Below are 19,407 nucleotides of genomic sequence, written 5' to 3'. Positions count from 1 at the left end.
ATCAGTTAATTACACCGAAACAGGAAACATAAAGGTGAAATATGAATGAAATAAATATAGACCAGGACAGGGATACGGATATCATGGTGTCCGTCTGTGTGGTTACATATAATCACGGTAAGTACATCGGAGCCTGTCTTGACCACATCCTTCAGCAGAACAGGGATTTCAGGATAGAGGTTCTGATCCATGACGATGCTTCGACTGACGATGCCCAGGATGTGATAAGAGCTTATCAGAAGAGATATCCGGATATCATAAAGCCGATTCTCAGAACAGAGAACCAGTACAGCAAGGGAATAACCAACATTTCCGGTGCCTTCAATTTCCCCAGGGCAAAGGGAAAATATGTGGCACTTACGGATGGAGATGATTTCTGGTGTGACCCTGACAAGCTGAAAAAACAGGTTGAATATATGGAAGCAAATCCCGGCTGTGTTTTTACCTTTCATTCGGCAAAGGTAGTGACAGAGGATGGAGCTTTAGTCAACGGAGAGCTCATGAGACCTTATAAACAGTCTCGTGTGGTTAAACCGGAGGAGCTTGTGGATAAAGCGGTGGGTTCACCATTTGCGAGCTTCCTGTTAAGACGTGAAATCGTTGAAAAACTGCCGGATTACTATGTGGATTGTCCTGTCGGCGACAGGCCACTGGAGCTCATGGCTGCAGCAGCCGGTGACAGCTATTACTTCGACGAGCCGATGAGCGTTTACAGATTCTCCATAGGAGGGTCATGGACGGAGAGCCAGATGACCGGAGATTATGTGAAAAAGCAGAAGAGGTTCGCAGAAGATCTGTTCAGGATGTACAGGAGCTTCGATGAGGAAACGGGAGGAAGATTCCATGATGCGGCTATGAGAGCTGCAAAACGAAATGAGTTTCTCACCAATGTCAATATCAGAGACTTTGAGGAGATATATAAGGCAGAGAATAAAGAGTTTTATGATGAACTCAATTTTCGTGACAGATTTTTTATAGGATTTGAATATCGTATGCCGAGGCTTTATAGCTGGCTGCGAAACAGAAAAAATGGCAGAAAATAATAATTTAAAACTAAAGGTGATCAAAGGTCTGTTCTGGAAGATACTGGAGCAGTGCGGTTCACAGGGAATACAGTTCGTGGTGGCGCTGGTGCTTGCCAGACTGATGACTCCAGCTGAATACGGAACCATAAGCCTCATAACCATATTTATCGCGATAGCCAACACCTTTGTACAGTCAGGCTTCGCAACAGCCCTTATACAGGGTAAGGATGTTGAAGAAGAGGATTACAGCTCAGTGTTCTGGGTGAGCATGCTGCTTGCGGCTCTCTGCTATGGAGTGCTTTTCATAGGGGCGCCCCGGATAGCGGATTACTACAGTACTCCGGTACTGAAGGCACTCGTGAGAGTCATGGGAGTGGTGCTTTTTCCGGGAGCGGTGGTTTCCATACAGACTGCATTTGTATCCAGAAATCTCAGGTTCAGGCAGTTGTTTCAGTCAACCATGATAGCGGTGATCATCTCCGGTCTGGTGTCCATAGTGCTGGCAATGAGAGGCTTCGGAGTCTGGGCGATGGCAGCCCAGCAGATGGTGTACTACTTTTCTCTTATGGTGGTGATGCTCATAAATCTCAAGTGGTATCCGAGAATAGTTTTTCGCACAGGAAGGCTAAAGAAGCTGTTTTCCTTTGGATGGAAGATACTCGTATCGGGACTCATTGATGCGGTGTGGCAGAACATATATGGACTTATAATCGGTAAAAAATATTCCAGCGCTGATCTTGGTGCCTATAATCGAGGTGAACAGTTCCCGAAGATAATCGCAACGAATCTTTCCACGGCTATCCAGTCCGTGATGCTTCCTGCCTACAGTAAGGAACAGGATGATCCGGAGACTCTTCGCCGTATGGCAAGCAGATCCATACGACTCAGCTCCTTTGTGATATTTCCGATGATGGCAGGGCTTGCGGCAGTGGCTAAACCTCTGGTTATACTGCTCTTGACTGAAAAATGGATAGTAGCAGCGCCATATCTGGTTCTTTTGGCGGCGAGCTATGCCGTATATCCTATTCACATCATCAACCTTCAGGTCATGAATGCCATGGGAAGATCGGATCTTTTTCTGAAGCTGGAGATCATAAAAAAGGCTATAGGTGTAGTGATACTGCTGCTCAGTCTTTCTCTCGGTATCTGGCCTATGCTTATTCTGAAGGTTTTTGATGAGTATCTCTGTACCATCATCAATGCTGCGCCCAATAAAAAACTCATAGGCTATGGGCCTATGAGTCAGTGGAAGGAAGTATTTCCATCTCTTATTATCTCCGTCCTTATGGGAGCAGGAGTCTGGAGCATACAGCTCCTCGGTATGTCAGTACTGATAACTATAATAATACAGGTTATGACCGGTGCGGTTTCTTATGCCGTATTGTCCTGGCTGTTCAACCGCGAGCCGTTGCAGTATATCTTCTCATTAGCTTCGAAGCGTACTCAAAGGTAGCAGAAATAAGTCTCAGTTCCAGAGTGAGGTATCGCATAGGCGGTACCTCATTTAATTTTGCTCTTTTCAGGGTTCCGGACTTACGTAATCCCTCCATCAGACCGGAGAAATAGGCTTTTCCGAAGCCTTTCTTAATGAAGAAAAGCTGCTTGATGAGATATCCTGCAAGTATAGGGATGATGTTCAGTATCACCATGAATGCGGGAAGATTTTTATACATAAGATACACGGAATTTCTGGCGCTGAGTCTCACCTTGAACTCGTTGTACTTGGATCCGCTGGTTCCCGAACCCACATGCTGAACCACAGCCTTTGGAAAGTAAAGCACTTTGTAGCCGTACAGCTGGGCTCTGAAACATACATCTATGTCCTCGAGGTAAGCGAAATGGCTCTCATCAAATATCCCCACTTCCTTAAAGGCTTTTGTTCTGTACATGGCGGCACCCGCGCAGGCAGAAAAGACAGCAGACTCCTGATTCCAAAGAGGACGTGAGGAAGGCTCATCCAGACCCCTCTGGAATTGCCATCCGAGGAGGGTGTACTGGTCTCCTGCATCATCCATGACGGAGTTGTCATGCATCTTTACCATCTTACTGGAAAGAGCAAAGATCATTTCCTCTTTATCCGCATCCATCTTATCCTCAAGAGACTCCACGAAGTCTTCAGCTATCTTTGTATCGTTGTTGAGAAGCAGAGTGTAAGGGATGTCATGCCGGATAGCCCAGTTTATGCCTTGATTTACGGCTCCTGAGAAGCCGAGGTTATCATGGTTTAGTATAAGCTGTCTACGTGCAGGATCCTTTTCCTGCCAATGCTTAAGCCAGCTCTTATCTTCATCCCCCGATCCGTTATCCACCACAAGTGTTATGAAATCGGTGACTGTCTGTGTGTCTATGGCAGCCATACAGTCGTCTAAAAATCTGAGACCGTTGTAATTAGGTATGACTATGACGGTCCTGAATACGGAGGAAGAGTTGCTCTTCTGTTCTGTATGGAACTTCTTTGGCTCAAATGATGCCGGGGTTTTGTTTAAAGTTGTATTCATGTTCATAATTATTTATTTCTTTTAGCTTTGAGTATGTTTGATCCCTTATTCACCACATTACAAGTACCTGTGAGGAAAAATACAAGTACAGCTGTTACAGCAAATATAAAAAGCGTATAGATAAGGCTGTAGAGGATAAGTCCTACAGAACTCTCGCCGAACAGAGCTTTAAACCATGCTTCCACGCCTATAGCGCGGAAATGATTGGTGAAAATGTAGTGCAGAAGATATATGGGGAAGGTATAGCTTCCCAGTGTTGAAATGAGCTTCGATACAGGAGCAGGGAAATATGCAGCCGGAATCAGGAGTATGAAACCGCTGAGAGCCAGAGTCTGAAGACCGCAGAAAATTCCGTGCCAGCTTGTAAAGTAATAATCTGTGCTTAGTTCGACAGCGGTTCGCCCTGAGAGCATACCGGTAAGATATATATGCTTCTGAAGGAAGAAGAGTATCAGCGAACTAATGACAAAAAGTATTATAAAAGAAAGCTGATATAAGTAAATACCGCGACCTGGTTCAGAGGCTTCTTTTAAAGTGTGATTTCCGTGTATGCGGATTCTTTTTATCCGGGAATAGAACAGGAAACCGGCTATAGCGTACATGGCAGGCTTGCCGACAGATTCGGGAATATATATTCCTACAGGCAGAGTGACAAGGGCACTCAGGTTCTGAAGGCTGAAGTGAAAGGCTGCGATCAGAAGCATTATCCTGAGAACCTTAAGCTCATCGTGCTTTATAAGAGCAAGCATCACAGGCATCCAAAGCATCACACCTGCATAGCTGAAGATGTACCAGAGATGATCTGCGTAAAGCCCGAAGCGTACTGTGTCGAAAGCGAGAAAGCCCTGAAGCATATCTGTAAAAATGGTTACGGGGTGAGAGCTTAAAATACTTTCGAGTATAGATACTTCTGGATGGTCTATCCAGAGACGGATAAGTCCAAGGACAAAAACGAAGGCTGCTGCAGGGAGTATGACCCCTGTAAGGAAACGTCGAAGTATGTGGGAAAGAGTCTGGTTTTTATTTATGAAGAATCCGCTGATGATAAAGAAGGCGGCTACGGCGGGACCGTTCAGTACATAGATAAGTACCACTGCATCTCTGAGTGTTGTACCTGAAATAGGAAAAGGCCGAACATGGATCATAATGACCATGAGACAGGCAATGATGCGGAGCAGTTCAACATTTAGGTCCTGCTTCTTTTTGGCTACCTGCATATTGGATCATCCTCCCTGAAATGATTTATTTACTGCATTGGCGGAAATCACAGGATGGTCTCCGGACAGTGCCATCCTTTTACAAATTATGCTGCACCATTATATCACGATGCTGTTCTGTGGCAAATAAAAAACGGAACAGACATAAGTCCGTTCCGTTTAAATGGTATCGATATTACTGTGGCTCGCCCTCGCCTTCAGCTGCTGCTGATTCAGCCTGAGCTGCTGCCTGAGCCGCAGCCTGCTGAGCTGCTGCGTCCTGGGCTGCTGTAACCAGAGGGTCTGTCGGATCGAAGGTCTGGTCTCTAGGGATGGCCTGCTGGATAGCATCCTTCTCTATAGGTCCCTTGTCCCACTTGTTGTTGTAGATTGTAACTGTTGTTCCGTTAGGACAGTTGTTGTAGATCCATGCACAGTCAACTGCGCGAAGTCTTACGCATCCGCCTGACATAGAGTCATCCATGTAGTTGTAGTAAATAGCATCCATGGTGTTGTAATCAGGTTTTGTATAAAGCAGTGAGTGAAGCAGGAAGTGTCCCTTGAATCTTGAAAGGAACTGAGTGTAGCAATCAGTGTGCATAAAGTGCCATCTGTACTTCTCATAAATTGAGAAGGAACCGATAGGAGTGTCATCACCTACTGTTACCATAAGGGTCTTATATGGAATGGTGAAGTTTCCTGATGCATCCTGAGCGAGGATGTACATGGTTCTTGTTGCCTTGTTTACCTTTATGGCATATGCGCCCGGAGTTCCCATTACACCTGAAAGATCCTTGAGAGCTACACCGCTGTTGTCAAAGTAAATGTTATAACCGTCGATGACGTTCCAGCCTGTAACTGCAACACCGTTGTTGAAGTAGTACTGGTTTGAGTCGCCGTCGAAGCCCCAGCCTGTGTATGAACGTCCATCGGCTGTTACGTAGCTTGCACCGTTCTCTGTCCAGAAAACACCTTCGTTGTTGCTGTTAGCCATAGGCTTTTCTGTTGAATCATAGAACTCGACGCCCTTCTTCCAGAGAGCGAGCTTAATGGCGATGATATAACGGTCATCTCCGATGGAACCTACAGCCTGTCCTTCCGGTGCCCAGTCTGTAACTGTACCGTCGTTAAGAACTGCTCTGTAGTAAAGATCACCAAGATTATGTGTATAGCCCTTTACTCGGATCTGCATGGCAGAAACGATTCCCTGATTAGGAGTGGACTCCTTTGAGGTAGCCCATGGACCCCAGCCTGTTCCGTTGGAGTAGGTTCTGTAGTACCATCTTCCGACATTGGCATGCTCAAGCATGAAGCTTGTGAAGCCCATAGCTGAATATGCAAAGGAATCATTCTTTGAAGTTGTACCCCAGTCGATGCTGTTTCCGGCACCATCATAAATGAAATAGGAACCTAACGGTACCATATCGAGAACAGGATCGGCTTCCATATTTCCATCTGAAGGAGTGGTCATATAGTTGTAACGGATAGTATCGATATCTGTCGGATCGACAGTTGGAAGTGTCTTTGAACTTGAAGCAGTCAGACTTCCCTTTGATACTGTTGTTCCTGTAGCAGTGTTCTGTTCTGTGCCTGTCGCAGATGCAGGTACATCTGATGTGGACACATTACCCTGTGAAGAAGACTGCGCATTTGTATCGTTTATGTTTACAGCAACGTTTCCTGCAGTAGCATCAGAACTTACTGATGGATCGTTGGCTATGACAACATCGGATGTCTGAAGGGCAGAACCGGTTGTAGCTTCAGTTACCGTAGCCTGACCCGGAATAGCATCGGCAGGTGAAGCGGCAAAGGCAGTTACTGGTTGAGCCATCATAGCGGCTGCTGCAAGGAGTGCGACAGTACGTTTCATACTTATCATTTTTTAATCCTCCAAGACTTTATCTGTCAAAAAATATACGCATACACTTTATCACATGGGATTTGAAAGTTCCACCCGGGATTTACTTTTTATAGGCAATATTATAAAATCGTAAAGTATTGGCAATAAACTGCCTATTTTTGCGTATTTTTGGAGATAAAATGTCAGATATAGATAGAAATATAATTAATGTAACAAAAGCGAGTCTGCCCCCGTTTGATGAGTATACAGAGATGCTCAGAGAGATATGGGATTCGGCATGGCTCACCAATATGGGAAAGTTCCATGAAGAATTAAGATCAAAGCTTAAAGACTATCTGAAGGTCGGATCCGTTCAACTTTTCGTGAACGGACATAGTGCACTTGAGTTCCTGATTCAGGCGATGGATCTTTCGGGAGAGGTCATCACCACTCCTTTCTCTTTTTCGTCTACGACCCATGCCATCGTCAGGAACGGACTTAAGCCTGTATTCTGTGATATAAATCTGAAGGACTATACACTGGACCCTGACAGGCTGGAGTCACTTATAACAGACAAGACCTCTGCGATCCTTCCTGTACATGTATACGGAAACATTTGCAATGTGGAAAAGATACAGGAGATCGCTGATCGTCACCATCTCAAGGTGCTTTATGATGCGGCTCATACTTTCGGAGAGGAGTATAAGGGAAGAGGAGTCGGAAGCTTTGGTGATGCATCTATGTTTTCTTTCCATGCCACAAAGGTGTTCAATTCCATCGAGGGTGGAGCCATAACTACCGGAGAACCTGATGAAAAACTTATGGCTAAGCTGTATGAGCTTAAAAACTTCGGAATCCTCGGTCAGGAAGAGGTGGCATCTGTAGGCGGAAACGGAAAGATGAATGAGTTTGCCGCTGCTATGGGACTTTGTAATCTGCGCCATGTGGACAGTTACATAGAAAGACGTAAGCTGGTGTTTGAGCGTTACATGGAAAATCTCGGAGGAGTCGAGGGGATCATCCTTCCGGAGCTTAATCCGGATGTGAAGCCGAACTATGCCTATATGCCGGTTCGCTTCCATAATTATAAGAGAACTAGAGATGAAATATTCGCTATTCTCAAGGCCGGCAATGTGAATGCCAGAAAGTATTTTTATCCTTGTATCAATGCATACAGCTGTTACAGAGATCAGTATGATGTCAACGATACTCCTAATGCGCTTCTTGCATCAACTGAGATCCTGACTCTTCCGATATTCCCGGATCTCAGCCTCGAGGCTGTAGACAGGATCTCTATGATGATACTGAATTAAGAGGTGGAAATAATGAAAAAAAGAACGGCGCTGGTCACAGCTATAGGTTCCTTTGCTGCAGATGCGGTCATAAGGAGCCTTCGTGAAATGGGCTACAGAGTGGTCGGCAGTGATATATATGATAAGAACTGGGTTGCCAATTCTCTCGACGTGGATGTGTTTTATCAGGCACCACTGGCGAGTGATGAAGAGGCATTTATTTCTTTTATAAAGGACTTATGTGAGAAGGAGCAGGTAGAACGTATACTCCCGATCATAGACCTCGAGGTAGATGCCCTGAACAGACACAGGGATGAGATCGAGAAAAACGGTGTCAGGATATGTATGTCTGACAAAGAGGTCATAGAGATACTGAGAGACAAGCTCCGTATGACAGAGCTGGTAAAGAGAGTTCTCGACAGTTCGGATGATGAGGAGCTGAAGGCAGCAGTACGCACCATACCTTCCGAGAAGGCATCTGATGTTGACTTTGAGGAAATCGAATTTCCGGTCATAATTAAGCCGGTAGACGGACGAAGCTCCAACGGGCTTTATCGTATCTATCAGGAGGATCAGCTCGGTTTTGCATTTTCGAGTATCATGGATCCTACCAAGCTTAATGATACAGCTCTTGAGAAGTATATAGTTCAGCCTATGATAAAGGGCAATGTCATTACCGTGGATATATTGAGAGATGGTGAAGGCAGATGCAGGGCTGTACCGAGAGAGGAGCTTATAAGGACTCCAAACGGTGCAGGACTAAGTATCCGTGTGATGGAGGAGAGGCTTCTTCAGGAAGCCTGCTGTAAGATAGCTGAGGCTGCAGGGATAAAGGGATGTGTCAACTTTGAATTCATACATGGAGAGGGGTCGGGAGTTTATTATTTCGTGGAATGTAATCCGCGTTTTTCCGGTGGCATAGCCTTTACGGAGCTTGCCGGTGTACCTATGATAAAAAACCATATGAATATTTTTGATGGCATGCCTATGGAGGATATGCCCTTACAGAAGTGTGGATTCATGACCAGAAAATATCAGGAAATCAGGATGTGATATGAGAAAGTGCTTTGACAAAGAATCAAATAAGGGGAGAGTGATACTGATCATACCTGCTTACAACGAAGCCGGTAATCTTCCGAAGGTGGTTTCGGACATCCTTTCTCAGGATTTCCCGATGGATTATGTCATCGTTTCAGACGGATCAACAGACGGCACTCATGAGCTTTGCGAGAAGGAGCATTATAACTATATAGAGCTTCCGGTGAACCTGGGACTTGCAGGCTGCTTTCAGACAGGTATGAAATATGCACATAGAAGGGGATACAGCTACGCGGTTCAGTTTGACGGAGACGGTCAGCACAGAGCAGAGGATGTGGAAGTCCTTTATAACAGGATGATAGAAGGGGACTATGATATAGTTCTCGGCTCACGTTTCCTCGAGAAAAAGAAGGGCGGATCCATGAGGGAGATAGGCTCGAGACTTATTTCTCTCGCTATAAAGATCACTACCGGAAAGACTATCACTGACCCTACCTGTGGTCTCAGGATGTACAGTCATAGGGTAATAGCGGGATTTGCCAATCGTATGAACTACGGTCCCGAGCCGGATACCGTTTCATATCTTATGAAGAATGGTGCAAAAGTTGTTGAGGCACCTGTGACCATAGATGAAAGACTATCGGGAGAGTCATATCTCCGTCCTATAAATGCCATGAAGTATATGGCTCGTATGCTCATATCCATTTTGGTCATCCAGAGCAGCAGGAAGAAGGAATAAAGTGACAGATACTAAAAGAGATTTTTTATGGAATGCCATAGGAAGCTTTATTTATGCCATGGCATCCATCGTGCTGGCATTTGCAGTCATCAGGATAGTCGGAGCTGATGATGGCGGTATATTTGGATTTGGATTTTCTACACTGGGGCAGCAGATGTTCATCATCGCATACTTTGGTATCAGACCCTTCCATATTACTGATATGAAAAAGCAATTCAGCTTTGGCGATTACCTTTGCGTAAGACAGTTCACATCATTACTGGCAGTATTTGCCAGCTTTTTGTTTGTAGGGGGTCAGATGCTTATGGGAAGCTATGATCTCCATAAATCCATCATACTGTTGCTTCTTGCGGGGTACAAGATAGTGGACGGATATGCTGATGTATATGAGTCGGAGCTGCAGAGGCAGGGACTTCTGTACAGAACAGGGCAGTCTCTGGCATTCCGTACGAGCATTTCGGTTATCACCCTTCTGTTGGTGCTGATGCTTACAAAAAATCTTCTTCTGGCTGCGGCTGCTTCAGATGTGATGCAGATGGTAGGAACCTATTTCTTTGCAGGAAGAGTGCTGTCCGGGGTCCCCGGAGTGGACAGGAGTTTCGGAAAAGAGAACGTAAAAACCATGATGAGCTCCACAGGACTTCTGTTCCTCAGCGTATTCGTGGATTTTTACATTTTTTCCGCATCAAAATATGCTATAGATGCGAAGCTTACCGATGCGGTATCGGGATATTTCAATGTACTGTTCATGCCGACATCCTTTATCTATCTTATAGCGAATTTTCTTATCAGACCCATGCTTACCAGACTTGCGGATCAGTTCGCTGTGAAGGATTCAGAGGCATTTAAAAAGACTTCTGTCTATATGCTGAAGGCGGTTTTGGTTCTCAGTGTAGTCATTATCCTAGGGGCACTTATCTTCGGACGGCCGGGGCTCTGGATCTTCGAGCTTATCCTTGGAGCAGGTGCGAAGGGAAAGCTTGTTTCAGAGTATCTGACCTTTATTATGCTTATCGCAGGCGGAGCTCTTTATGCCTTCGCCAATGTAATGTACTATATTCTGGTTACAGTACGTAAGCAGTTCCATATTTTCGCGGGGTACGTCATGACTGCGGTGGTGGCGGTATTTTCCGCAGAGCGTATGGTGGAGATGAGGGGAATGCTCGGAGGAGCGATAAACTATTTCATGCTCATGGGGATACTGGTCATCCTCTTTTCTGTATTTGCCCTTCAGGCGGTGCGGGAAATGGAGCTTGAAGAAAAGAAGTAAAGGAAGAGGTTTCTCGGAAGAGACAAAGATTTATGAAAACAGTAGATGTGATCATTCCCACATATAAACCCGGGAAAAAATTCATAAGACAGCAGAGTATGCTTCAGAAGCAGACATATCCAATAAGCAGGATCATCATAGTGAACACTGAAGCGTCATTCCTCGACAGGAATATATTTAAGGATTATGCCAATGTTTCTGTAACAGACATTTCTGCCTCCGAGTTCGATCATGGCGCCACCAGAAATCTGGGAGTGTCCATGTCCACTGCGGATTATTTCCTCCTTATGACAGATGATGCGGTGCCAAAGGATGAATTTCTGGTGGAAAATCTCGTCAGAATGATGGAAGGTGATGACTGTAATGTGGGTCCCTCATCAGGGCGTTTAGATGAAGCTTCGAAGGAAAAGACCGGTTCTGCAGGTAAAGAGAACGGTGGGGAGAAAAAGAAATTCGAGATAGCCGCAGTCTACGGAAGACAGCTCGCAACAGATGAGAGTTCTGTGGATGAGAGGTATTCAAGAAGCTTTAACTATCCGGATCACTCCTTTGTAAAGACCATAGAGGATCTTCCGAGGTTGGGTATAAAAACCTATTTTGAGTCAAATGTATGCTGTCTTTACAGAAGAGACGTGTTTGACAGTTTAAAGGGATTTCCGGTTCATACGATCTTTAACGAGGACATGATCTATTGCGCCAGAATGCTGAAAGCAGGATATGCAAGTGCTTACTGTGCAGAGGCAGAGGTCTATCATGCCCACAATTATAACGGGATCCAGCAGCTTCGCCGTAATTTCGATCTTGGTGTGTCGCAGGCGGACAATCCCGATGTATTCGGCGGCATAATATCTGAAGGAGAGGGTATCCGGCTTGTAAAGGGAAATGCTCTTTCGCTTTTGAAAGAGGGGAGGATATTCTCGACCATAAGACTTATATGGATATCAGCATGTAAGTACACAGGATATCGTCTTGGAAAGGACTATAAAAAGCTGTCACGAAGCATGGTCATGAAACTGACCATGAATAAGCATTACTGGGACTGAGCTTTTATATTTATCGAAGGAGATTTATCATTATGATGACACCGCTTTTCAGAGTTGTTCTGGTGGCAGCATCTGTTGGAACGCTGGGGATAGTTCTCAGCAGGATACGTAAGTCTAAACTGAATATAGAGGATTCTATCTTCTGGATACTGCTGGTATTTATGTTTGTAGTGTTTGCTGTATTTCCTTCAGTGCCGGATACTCTGGCAAGTCTTCTCGGAATTTACAGCACGGCTAATTTCCTCTTCCTTTTTATGATATTCATACTGATCATGAGGCTCTTTTCCATGAGCATGAGAATCAGTTCACTGGAGGATAAGGTGAGAAGCCTGGTGCAGGAGATTGCCCTCAGGGACAGGGAAATGATGGAGTCTGTTAGGAGCAAAGCCGTTTCCGGAAGAGCTAAGGTAGAAGATTCCCGTCGGGATGATATATCACAGGATAAGTCCGGGAGGCGGGGTGAATGATATGGCAGAAGGCAGGCAGCGTTCACTTTTATGGGATATATTTAAGGGCTTTGGCATAATCTTCATAGTATTTGGTCACACCGGAAAGGTGGGTGGAGCTATAGTCTATCTTTTTCATCTGGCTCTTTTCTTCTTTGTGACGGGGTACTTTTTCAATGAAGACAAGTACGGAGACAGACCTTTTGTCTATTTCGGGCACCGCGTTGCAGGTGCATGGCCGAGATACGTTCTTTACTGCTTGTTCTTTGCCGTGACACATAATTATGCAGTTGTGCACGGACTTATGACGGAAGGTTCTGTGATCTATGAGACTCCGCAATTCGTTAATTCTGTTATAGGCAGTATGGTCTTTGAAAGACCGGAGCTGTATTCAGGTCCTATGTGGTTCGTACCGTTATGGCTTCTGGGAGCGGTTCTCTTTGCCGGGGTTGTACATGTGTCGAGAAATCTTGCGGAGCTTTTGACGAGACCTCGTGTAAAGACGGCTTTCATCATCATACTGACAGTGGCTTCGATAGTTGTGGGGCAGTATGTTGTGAACGAAGGCATAAATGTTCTTTATCATATGGAGCTGGCATTTGTGATAGAGCCCTTCTTTGCACTGGGATACTTTGTAAGAAGATATATTCCGGATTTTCATGAAAAGCTGCCGGTTCCTCTGATGGTGGTTCTTGCGGCAGTGATCTTTTATATTTTCAATCTCTTTATAGAAGCGGGAATATGGTTTGATCTTGCCAGTCAGCTTATCTTCGGAATGTGGTTCTATGTGGGCGGTATACTGGGGATAATATTTACGATCCTGATATCGGGATTACTTGAGAAGATCAGGTTTTTCGGAGAGGTTATGAAGAAGATTCCCCTCATGAAAAATGCCACAAATCCATTGGCAGGACTTGTGGCACTTGCGGGTCGATACAGCTTTGATATCATGGCATTTCATATCTTCATATTTAAGATGACTGACATGATGCTCAGAAAATTTTATTACCGTGACCCGGGAATGAGCCTTTCGGCTTATCCTTCACCACTTTCAAATGAGTGGTGGGTATTGTATCTTTTTGTGGCGGTTCTGATCCCTCTGGTTGTCGGGCTCGCGATAGACAAGATAAAGTCCGTTGTCAAATACGGTTTAAAGCATTGACGAGAAAACGTATGATCCTGTTCTGAAGCTTCCCTACAGTCAGCTCATACATATAAGCTGCGATAAAAAGGGCAGTGAAGGTCACTACAGTAATGATGATAAATTCCTTTGTATAGGATATGCGGTTTACCATCAAAACATAGAGCTTTAAGGAAAGACAGCATATCAGAGGAAAATGAATAAGATATACTGAGAAGTTTGTTGGAGCGAGGCGTTTCATAACGCTTAGCTCCAATATTTTTTGTAAAAACCGGCAGTTCATGATGCCTAATATGAGGAAAAAACTGAAGCCTATCACCCAGTACATGTTCCAGGTGAAATATGGAAGCAATTCCGGGCAGTTTTTGCTTACAAAAGGGCTTATAAATTTCACAAGTCCTCCAGCATCCAGAAGGATGGGGATAAGAGCGACTATCAGAAAAATGATGTCAAAGACCCGAGAACCGTTTTCCTCCGGTTTTGTCTTTCCTTTTATGAACTTATCAATGTACATCATCACTGCACCAATGAGAACCAGTACAAGGTGGAAGAAATCAGGTTCCGGCGGATAGACAAAGCTTATGACCATCAGAATCACGGCAAAAGCATTGACAAAAGCCAGGACAAATGATGTCTTTTCGATGTTTCCTGAAGTACATATATGTTTGATGTAGTTATAAATGTAGATCAAACAGGTTCCGCCAAATATGTATTTCATCATCCAGAGCGGTCCGTTAAGTGTGCCGGACATGGTGAGTGAGGCCATTATGAGCTCGTCTATACCATAGGGATGGTTATAGAAGGTGCTTACCCAGCTGTTATGCAGCAGATCGCTGGAAATAAGAGTGGGGAAGCCCAGGGTGTAGTAGATCAGGAAGGCTATGGTGTTGATGAAGAAAAAAGGTATGACGAACCTTATGTAGCGTCCTGCAAGCTGCAGAATAAGCTCCTTAAGGGAACTTATCTTCTTAAAGGATGCGAGGTAACCGGATATGATGCAGAAGCCGTAAAGCGCAAGGTTCGAGTCCACCAGTATGGAAAGAGGGGGACAAAACAGGAGCTGAAGCTCAGGGCGGAGGTCGGGTCTGATTTCACACATGGTCCAGAAGACGCCTGTGAAGTGGGTCCAGAAAATGATGAGGCAGAATATATATTTGAGGGAATCAAGATATAGAAGCCGGCGTGGTTTTGTGTTTTGTGACATGAAAAATACTCCTGAAATAGTTTGGTTATATACCCTCACACTTTACTAGATATGAAGGTAAAGCGCAACGCTCATATCATTTTGACACCCATATCAATCTATTGTAAAATTGGAAAGATTTAGACATGAATAATATCAGAAGGTGAGGCTAGTGATGCTTCAGATTTTAAACAGCTTTCGAGGGACGGAGGATCAGTTCCTGATCCAATGGTTCCTTTTGCTTATTGCAGCACTTACGGTGGTTTTTCTGGCGGTAACTTTTCTTTTGCTTAAGTCAAGGCAGAGGCTATATCAGATTTATTTCGTGGCAGTTCTGTGGATGGGGATCATTTTTATGGCTGTACTGCCGCCTCTTTCTGCCCCTGATGAGGTGCTTCATTTCGTCGGAGCGTATGAGCTTTCCAACAAAATGATGCTGAAGACGCCTAGGGATGCGGACGGAAACATTATCATAAGAAAAGAAGATGAGTTCATAGTGAACTGGCCGGGAGACAATGACCTGAATAAAGCTACGGTCCTTGGTCAGGTACTTAGCCGTCCGGTATATGAAGAGATTCACAGAAGCACGCTTTTTGAAAGCGCAGACAGGGGAGAGAGCATAACGCTCCAGCAACCTGTTGCGACTACTCCGGCAGCGTATTTTATGCCGGCTTTTGGCATAACTCTCGCGCGGTTGCTTGATCTGAGCGCTTTCGGACTTCTGTTTCTGGGAAGATTTATGAATCTTCTGTTTTTCAGTGTTTTGGGAGCGATGTCTGTAAGAAGGACTCCGGTGGGTAAGAAGCTGTTCTTTTCTGTTTCGCTTTTTCCCATGACTCTGGAGCTTATGGGAAGTTACAGCTATGACAGCTTCATCATTTCATTAAGCTTCTATCTGCTGGCAGTCATCCTCGATCATGCATTCAAGGGAACAGAGGAAAAGATAGGCTGGAGAGATATACTGGAAATGGGGATTCTTGCTGTACTTCTTGCGCCCTGCAAGATGATCTATTCCACACTTTTTGCCCTGTGTCTCATGATACCTGTGGCAAGATGGAGGAAGCCAAGTGCCCTTAGATGGACTGCGACTGTGCTTTTCATAGGCATGCTCATCACAGGCTCCATAGCCTTTGTGAATCTCCGTGAAGTACTCCGTTATGTCAATGCTTCCGGCGTGACACAGGCACCTGAACTCACATCCTCCGGAGAGATAAACACAGTGAAGCTTCACGATATGCAGGAGCTTTTAAAGGATAAGACCCTTGTGTTCCGTATAATCAGAAATACTTTCCAGATCCTGGGAGCAGAGTATCTCGGCACAACGGTGGGGATGTGGCTTGGAGCTTTCGACAGAGGGCTGTCCACAGCTACACCTCTTCTCTATGGTTTTTGGGGCGCCGCTTTCTTTACAGCACTTTTCGGACATGAAGGTGAAGCGCTTCCTAAGCTCTGGCAGAGGTTCTTTATGGCGTTTGTAGCTGTGCTGCTGACATTCGTACTACTGGTCAGCATGCTGCTTTCCTATACACCTGATGATACCTTCTATATCCTCGGTATTCAGGGACGATATTTCCTTCCTTACCTGCCGGTTCTTTTTATGGCACTCCGATCAGGGACACTTGATAAAAAGATGAGAGGCATAAGCTGGACAGAAGCTCTTACGAGGCTTATGATTTCGGCGGAGATACTGATGGACGGCGCAGTTCTTACAGGCTGTTATCTTACGGTTATTTCCCGTGTGGGATGAGGCAGGAACATGATATAATGTGTTTTCACCGCGCAGTGCTGTAAACAGGATATATTGTCCTTAAGGCTGCGGGATAAAACATTTTCAAAGTAAAAACAACAGGAGTGAAATACAGGTCAGAGACTGACCTTTATATAGATATGAAACATTTAAAGAAATTATTCAGTGATATCATCGAGAGAAGGAGGATGATCTTCGATCTTGCTAAGTCGGATTTCAGAAAACGTTTTGTAGGATCCTATTTCGGGATCATCTGGATGTTCGTTCAGCCTCTCGTTACGGTGGTGATATACGCGTTTATCTTTGGACCCTACGGATTTAAGTCTGCGCCTCCGGTTCCCAACACAAGCTATGTTATCTGGCTGATACCGGGACTGGTTCCCTGGTTTTTTTTCAGTGAGGCAATGAACACCATAACGGGTATACTTCATGAATATAACTATCTCGTCAAAAAGGTGGTTTTTCCGGTGGAGCTGCTGCCTATCATAAAGCTTGCATCATGCTTTTTCGTGCATCTCTGCTTTATCCTCATCATGCTCATAGCATATCTCGTTTCCGGGAAGATGCCGGAAGTGAGCTGGATACAGATCTTTTATTACAGCTTTGCAGCATCTGTTCTTGCACTTGGACTCGGGTATCTCACAAGTGCCGTTAATGTATTTTTTAAGGACATGCAGCAGATCGTCGGGATAATGCTTCAGTTTGGCATATGGATGTGTCCTATCATGTATGATGAAACATTGTTCACAGGAAAAGCCCCATGGGTAGCGACAGTCCTTAAGCTGAATCCGTTTTACTACATAGTTGCAGGATACAGGGATTCGATGCTTACCGGAGATCCTTTCTGGATGAGACCTATGCTCAGTATTTATTTCTGGGTATTCACTCTTCTGGTATTCTTCCTTGGCCTTGGATTTTTCAAGCGCCTCCGTCCGCATTTCTCGGATGTACTTTAATTTGAATGGAGATTTTTTATGTTACATACAATAGCTGTTATTTCACTTATTATTTTCTTTTTAACTATCGGCGATATGATGTATCGCGGAAGGATAGAGAAGATCGAGGACAGAAGGGAGAGATCTGCTGCTGCAGTGCCTCTCGTACAGGGAATACTGAGAAAGATACTTAATGTCAGCGGAGTGACCTATGAAGTGGAGGGGATGGAGAACCTCACTTCTATTCCCAAGGAAGAGGGAGTTATGTTCGTTGGAAACCACCGTTCGTACTATGACGTACTTATCGCCTACTCTCTTGTGGACCGTCCTACAGGCTTCATCGCAAAGAGCGAGATGAGGAAGATAAAGCCTCTCGCAAGATGGATGGAGTATGTAAGTTGCCTTATGATTGAGCGTAATAATCTTAAGCAGTCCCTTAAGGTTATCATCACTGCCATAAAGTATGTGAATCTGGGGATCTCCATGTGGATCTACCCGGAGGGAACTCGTTCCGATGGAGAATCTGAAGAGGATATGCTTCCATTCAAGGAGGGATCTTTTAAAATTGCCGAGAAGAGCAACTGTAAGATAGTTCCTGTTTCCATGCTTCATACAAGAGATATCCTGGAGGCACATTTCCCGATAGTTAAGCCTCAGCATGTAAAGGTAAAGATCGGAAAGCCTATCACAGTAAGTGAGATCCCGGAGGATATGAGGAAGCATGTCGGCGCTTATGTGAGAGACATTGTCATCGAAAATATCAAGGATCTCAAGGCAAAAGAGCAGGAAGAGAAGAAGGCATAAACCTAAAAGAGAGGACCCCTTAGGATGGAAAACACACAGACCTTACTTGAAATAAGAGACCAGTTGGATGTTATAGATAAGGAGATCACCGCGTTATACAAGAAGCGTATGGATCTTTGTGCTTTGGTTGCGGAAACAAAGATCAAAAGCGGAAAGGCGGTCTTCGATCCGGCAAGAGAAGAAGAGAAGCTGGATACAGTTGCATCATATCTTGAAAGTGACTTTGACAAGAAGGCAATAAGAGAGCTGTACCGGCAGATGATGACCATTTCCAGGAGACTCCAGCTCCGTATCCTGTCAGAACATGGAAAAAGCTATGATACCGGTTATGAGAAGATAGATGCGAGAACCAAGCTTGGAAAACGTGCAGTATATCAGGGCGTGGAAGGGGCTTATGCTCATATTGCTGCCAGACAGTGCTTCGGAAAGGATGCAGATCTTACCAATGTAAAGACCTGGAAGGATGCGGCAGATATGGTGAAGGAGGGAAAGGCTGATTACGCTGTCCTTCCTATAGAGAATTCCAGCCATGGAGTTGTGTCAGATAACTTTGACCTGCTGATAAAATATCCGGAACTTGCTATAATAGAGGAAGTGGATCTCAAGGTGGAGCATGCACTTATGAGTGTAGAGGGTGCGGAAATTGATGGGATAAAAGCGGTTTACTCTCATCCTCAGGCCATTGGACAGTGCAGTGGCTTCTTTGAGGAGCATCCTGAGATCACAGCAGTTGCCATGGCTAACACAGCAGTTGCAGCTAAGTTCGTTAAGGACAGAGGCGACAGAAGTATCGCGGCTCTTGCATCGGAGGAATCAGCAGAGCTGTATGGTCTTCAGATACTTCAGAAATCTGTGAACAAGGAGAAGACTAATACCACGAGATTCATCATCATCGGAAGGGAAAAGACTTATACGGAAAATGCAAAAAAGATAAGTCTTTGCTTCGAAACAGCCCACCGTCCCGGAGCTCTGTACAATATTCTGGGGAACTTCATCTTTAATGATGTAAATATGACCATGATCTCTTCCCGGCCGGTTCCGGAGCGTCCCTTCGAGTATCGTTTCTTTGTGGATATAGAGGGAAGACTCGATATGCCAAATGTCATCAATGCTCTTTCAGGCATGGGGGATCAGGTGACCGAACTTTCAATCCTTGGGAATTATTGAACTATATAGTCGAAGAAAAATCTTACTGCTTGGGTCGTGTGAG

At 44.8% G+C, this 19,407-nt stretch carries 17 protein-coding genes; 13 read left to right on the top strand and 4 right to left on the bottom strand.

What is annotated here, in order from left to right; all coding sequences use genetic code 11:
- Nucleotides 1–41: 41 nt before the first annotated feature.
- Both BXO88_RS02025 and BXO88_RS02020 read left to right on the top strand, forming a co-directional pair.
- The gene (locus BXO88_RS02025) at nt 42–1,043 is read left to right on the top strand and encodes a glycosyltransferase (RefSeq protein ID WP_206099947.1); all 1,002 of its coding nucleotides are present in this window, start codon (nt 42–44) and stop codon (nt 1,041–1,043) included.
- Nucleotides 1,030–2,478, top strand: a complete 1,449-nt coding sequence (locus tag BXO88_RS02020) for a lipopolysaccharide biosynthesis protein (protein ID WP_078036109.1) — start codon at nt 1,030–1,032, stop codon at nt 2,476–2,478. The genes BXO88_RS02025 and BXO88_RS02020 overlap by 14 nt, the downstream gene beginning before the upstream one ends.
- Here the strand turns inward: BXO88_RS02020 and BXO88_RS02015 are convergent.
- From BXO88_RS02015 to BXO88_RS02005, 3 genes are all read right to left on the bottom strand, one after another.
- The gene (locus tag BXO88_RS02015) at nt 2,420–3,529 is read right to left on the bottom strand and encodes a glycosyltransferase family 2 protein (RefSeq protein WP_242945127.1); all 1,110 of its coding nucleotides are present in this window, start codon (nt 3,527–3,529) and stop codon (nt 2,420–2,422) included. The genes BXO88_RS02020 and BXO88_RS02015 overlap by 59 nt on opposite strands.
- 2 nt (nt 3,530–3,531) lie before the next feature.
- Nucleotides 3,532–4,740 carry an acyltransferase gene (locus BXO88_RS02010; RefSeq protein WP_078036108.1) on the bottom strand — a complete coding sequence of 403 codons (1,209 nt, stop codon included), beginning with the start codon at nt 4,738–4,740 and terminating at the stop codon, nt 3,532–3,534.
- A 175-nt stretch (nt 4,741–4,915) separates the two neighbouring features.
- The gene (locus BXO88_RS02005) at nt 4,916–6,598 is read right to left on the bottom strand and encodes a L,D-transpeptidase (RefSeq protein ID WP_078036107.1); all 1,683 of its coding nucleotides are present in this window, start codon (nt 6,596–6,598) and stop codon (nt 4,916–4,918) included.
- Nucleotides 6,599–6,759: 161 nt separating this feature from the next.
- On the opposite strand from BXO88_RS02005, the gene BXO88_RS02000 reads away from it, so the two are divergent.
- Genes BXO88_RS02000 through BXO88_RS01970 form a run of 7 tightly spaced genes read left to right on the top strand, consistent with a single transcriptional unit; the run spans nt 6,760 to nt 13,549 of the window.
- Nucleotides 6,760–7,872 (top strand): DegT/DnrJ/EryC1/StrS family aminotransferase, encoded by a 1,113-nt coding sequence (locus BXO88_RS02000; RefSeq protein ID WP_078036106.1) that lies wholly within the window; start codon nt 6,760–6,762, stop codon nt 7,870–7,872.
- 12 nt (nt 7,873–7,884) lie between these two features.
- Nucleotides 7,885–8,904 (top strand): ATP-grasp domain-containing protein, encoded by a 1,020-nt coding sequence (locus BXO88_RS01995; RefSeq protein WP_078036105.1) that lies wholly within the window; start codon nt 7,885–7,887, stop codon nt 8,902–8,904.
- Nucleotide 8,905: 1 nt separating this feature from the next.
- Nucleotides 8,906–9,628: a glycosyltransferase family 2 protein gene (locus BXO88_RS01990; protein ID WP_078036104.1), complete on the top strand. Its 723-nt coding sequence runs from the start codon at nt 8,906–8,908 to the stop codon at nt 9,626–9,628.
- A 1-nt stretch (nt 9,629) separates the two neighbouring features.
- Entirely contained in the window at nt 9,630–10,898 is a 1,269-nt protein-coding gene (locus BXO88_RS01985) for a lipopolysaccharide biosynthesis protein (RefSeq protein WP_078036103.1), read from the top strand.
- Nucleotides 10,899–10,930: 32 nt separating this feature from the next.
- Nucleotides 10,931–11,941 carry a glycosyltransferase family 2 protein gene (locus tag BXO88_RS01980; RefSeq protein ID WP_078036102.1) on the top strand — a complete coding sequence of 337 codons (1,011 nt, stop codon included), beginning with the start codon at nt 10,931–10,933 and terminating at the stop codon, nt 11,939–11,941.
- 32 nt (nt 11,942–11,973) lie between these two features.
- Complete coding sequence (locus BXO88_RS01975; protein ID WP_242945126.1) at nt 11,974–12,408, top strand: DUF2304 domain-containing protein; 435 nt, start codon at nt 11,974–11,976, stop codon at nt 12,406–12,408.
- Nucleotide 12,409: 1 nt separating this feature from the next.
- Nucleotides 12,410–13,549, top strand: a complete 1,140-nt coding sequence (locus BXO88_RS01970; RefSeq protein ID WP_242945135.1) for an acyltransferase family protein — start codon at nt 12,410–12,412, stop codon at nt 13,547–13,549.
- Here BXO88_RS01970 and BXO88_RS01965 read toward each other — a convergent pair.
- Nucleotides 13,527–14,732: an acyltransferase family protein gene (locus tag BXO88_RS01965; RefSeq protein WP_078036100.1), complete on the bottom strand. Its 1,206-nt coding sequence runs from the start codon at nt 14,730–14,732 to the stop codon at nt 13,527–13,529. The two genes, BXO88_RS01970 and BXO88_RS01965, sit on opposite strands and share 23 nt — an antisense overlap.
- A 154-nt stretch (nt 14,733–14,886) precedes the next feature.
- Between BXO88_RS01965 and BXO88_RS01960 the strand changes: the two genes are divergently transcribed.
- The 4 genes from BXO88_RS01960 to pheA all read left to right on the top strand — a co-directional run bounded on the left by BXO88_RS01960 (nt 14,887) and on the right by pheA (nt 19,364).
- On the top strand, nt 14,887–16,458 hold the full coding sequence (locus BXO88_RS01960) for a DUF2142 domain-containing protein (RefSeq protein WP_078036099.1): 1,572 nt from the start codon (nt 14,887–14,889) through the stop codon (nt 16,456–16,458).
- A 140-nt stretch (nt 16,459–16,598) separates the two neighbouring features.
- Nucleotides 16,599–17,414, top strand: a complete 816-nt coding sequence (locus BXO88_RS01955) for an ABC transporter permease (protein WP_078036098.1) — start codon at nt 16,599–16,601, stop codon at nt 17,412–17,414.
- 18 nt (nt 17,415–17,432) lie between these two features.
- Entirely contained in the window at nt 17,433–18,197 is a 765-nt protein-coding gene (locus tag BXO88_RS01950; protein ID WP_078036097.1) for a lysophospholipid acyltransferase family protein, read from the top strand.
- 24 nt (nt 18,198–18,221) lie between these two features.
- Nucleotides 18,222–19,364, top strand: a complete 1,143-nt coding sequence (gene pheA, locus BXO88_RS01945; protein WP_078036096.1) for a prephenate dehydratase — start codon at nt 18,222–18,224, stop codon at nt 19,362–19,364.
- Nucleotides 19,365–19,407 lie beyond the last annotated feature (43 nt).

Origin of the sequence: Oribacterium sp. C9 (assembly GCF_002007235.1) — a bacterium.
GTDB lineage: Bacteria > Bacillota > Clostridia > Lachnospirales > Lachnospiraceae > Oribacterium.
The sequence above is the reverse complement of the archived record's forward strand: the minus strand, read 5'-3'. Positions and strand labels throughout refer to the sequence as shown.

Excerpts from the sequence above, each read along its gene's own strand:
- BXO88_RS02025 (WP_206099947.1), top strand. The coding sequence starts at position 42 with ATGAATGAAATAAATATAGACCAGGACAGGGATACGGATATCATGGTG.
- BXO88_RS02010 (WP_078036108.1), bottom strand. The coding sequence starts at position 4,740 with ATGCAGGTAGCCAAAAAGAAGCAGGACCTAAATGTTGAACTGCTCCGC.
- pheA (WP_078036096.1), top strand. The coding sequence starts at position 18,222 with ATGGAAAACACACAGACCTTACTTGAAATAAGAGACCAGTTGGATGTT.
- BXO88_RS01975 (WP_242945126.1), top strand. The coding sequence starts at position 11,974 with ATGATGACACCGCTTTTCAGAGTTGTTCTGGTGGCAGCATCTGTTGGA.
- BXO88_RS01955 (WP_078036098.1), top strand. The coding sequence starts at position 16,599 with ATGAAACATTTAAAGAAATTATTCAGTGATATCATCGAGAGAAGGAGG.
- BXO88_RS01995 (WP_078036105.1), top strand. The coding sequence starts at position 7,885 with ATGAAAAAAAGAACGGCGCTGGTCACAGCTATAGGTTCCTTTGCTGCA.
- BXO88_RS02000 (WP_078036106.1), top strand. The coding sequence starts at position 6,760 with ATGTCAGATATAGATAGAAATATAATTAATGTAACAAAAGCGAGTCTG.
- BXO88_RS01950 (WP_078036097.1), top strand. The coding sequence starts at position 17,433 with ATGTTACATACAATAGCTGTTATTTCACTTATTATTTTCTTTTTAACT.
- BXO88_RS01960 (WP_078036099.1), top strand. The coding sequence starts at position 14,887 with ATGCTTCAGATTTTAAACAGCTTTCGAGGGACGGAGGATCAGTTCCTG.
- BXO88_RS01980 (WP_078036102.1), top strand. The coding sequence starts at position 10,931 with ATGAAAACAGTAGATGTGATCATTCCCACATATAAACCCGGGAAAAAA.
- BXO88_RS02020 (WP_078036109.1), top strand. The coding sequence starts at position 1,030 with ATGGCAGAAAATAATAATTTAAAACTAAAGGTGATCAAAGGTCTGTTC.
- BXO88_RS02015 (WP_242945127.1), bottom strand. The coding sequence starts at position 3,529 with ATGAACATGAATACAACTTTAAACAAAACCCCGGCATCATTTGAGCCA.
- BXO88_RS01965 (WP_078036100.1), bottom strand. The coding sequence starts at position 14,732 with ATGTCACAAAACACAAAACCACGCCGGCTTCTATATCTTGATTCCCTC.
- BXO88_RS01970 (WP_242945135.1), top strand. The coding sequence starts at position 12,410 with ATGGCAGAAGGCAGGCAGCGTTCACTTTTATGGGATATATTTAAGGGC.
- BXO88_RS02005 (WP_078036107.1), bottom strand. The coding sequence starts at position 6,598 with ATGATAAGTATGAAACGTACTGTCGCACTCCTTGCAGCAGCCGCTATG.
- BXO88_RS01990 (WP_078036104.1), top strand. The coding sequence starts at position 8,906 with ATGAGAAAGTGCTTTGACAAAGAATCAAATAAGGGGAGAGTGATACTG.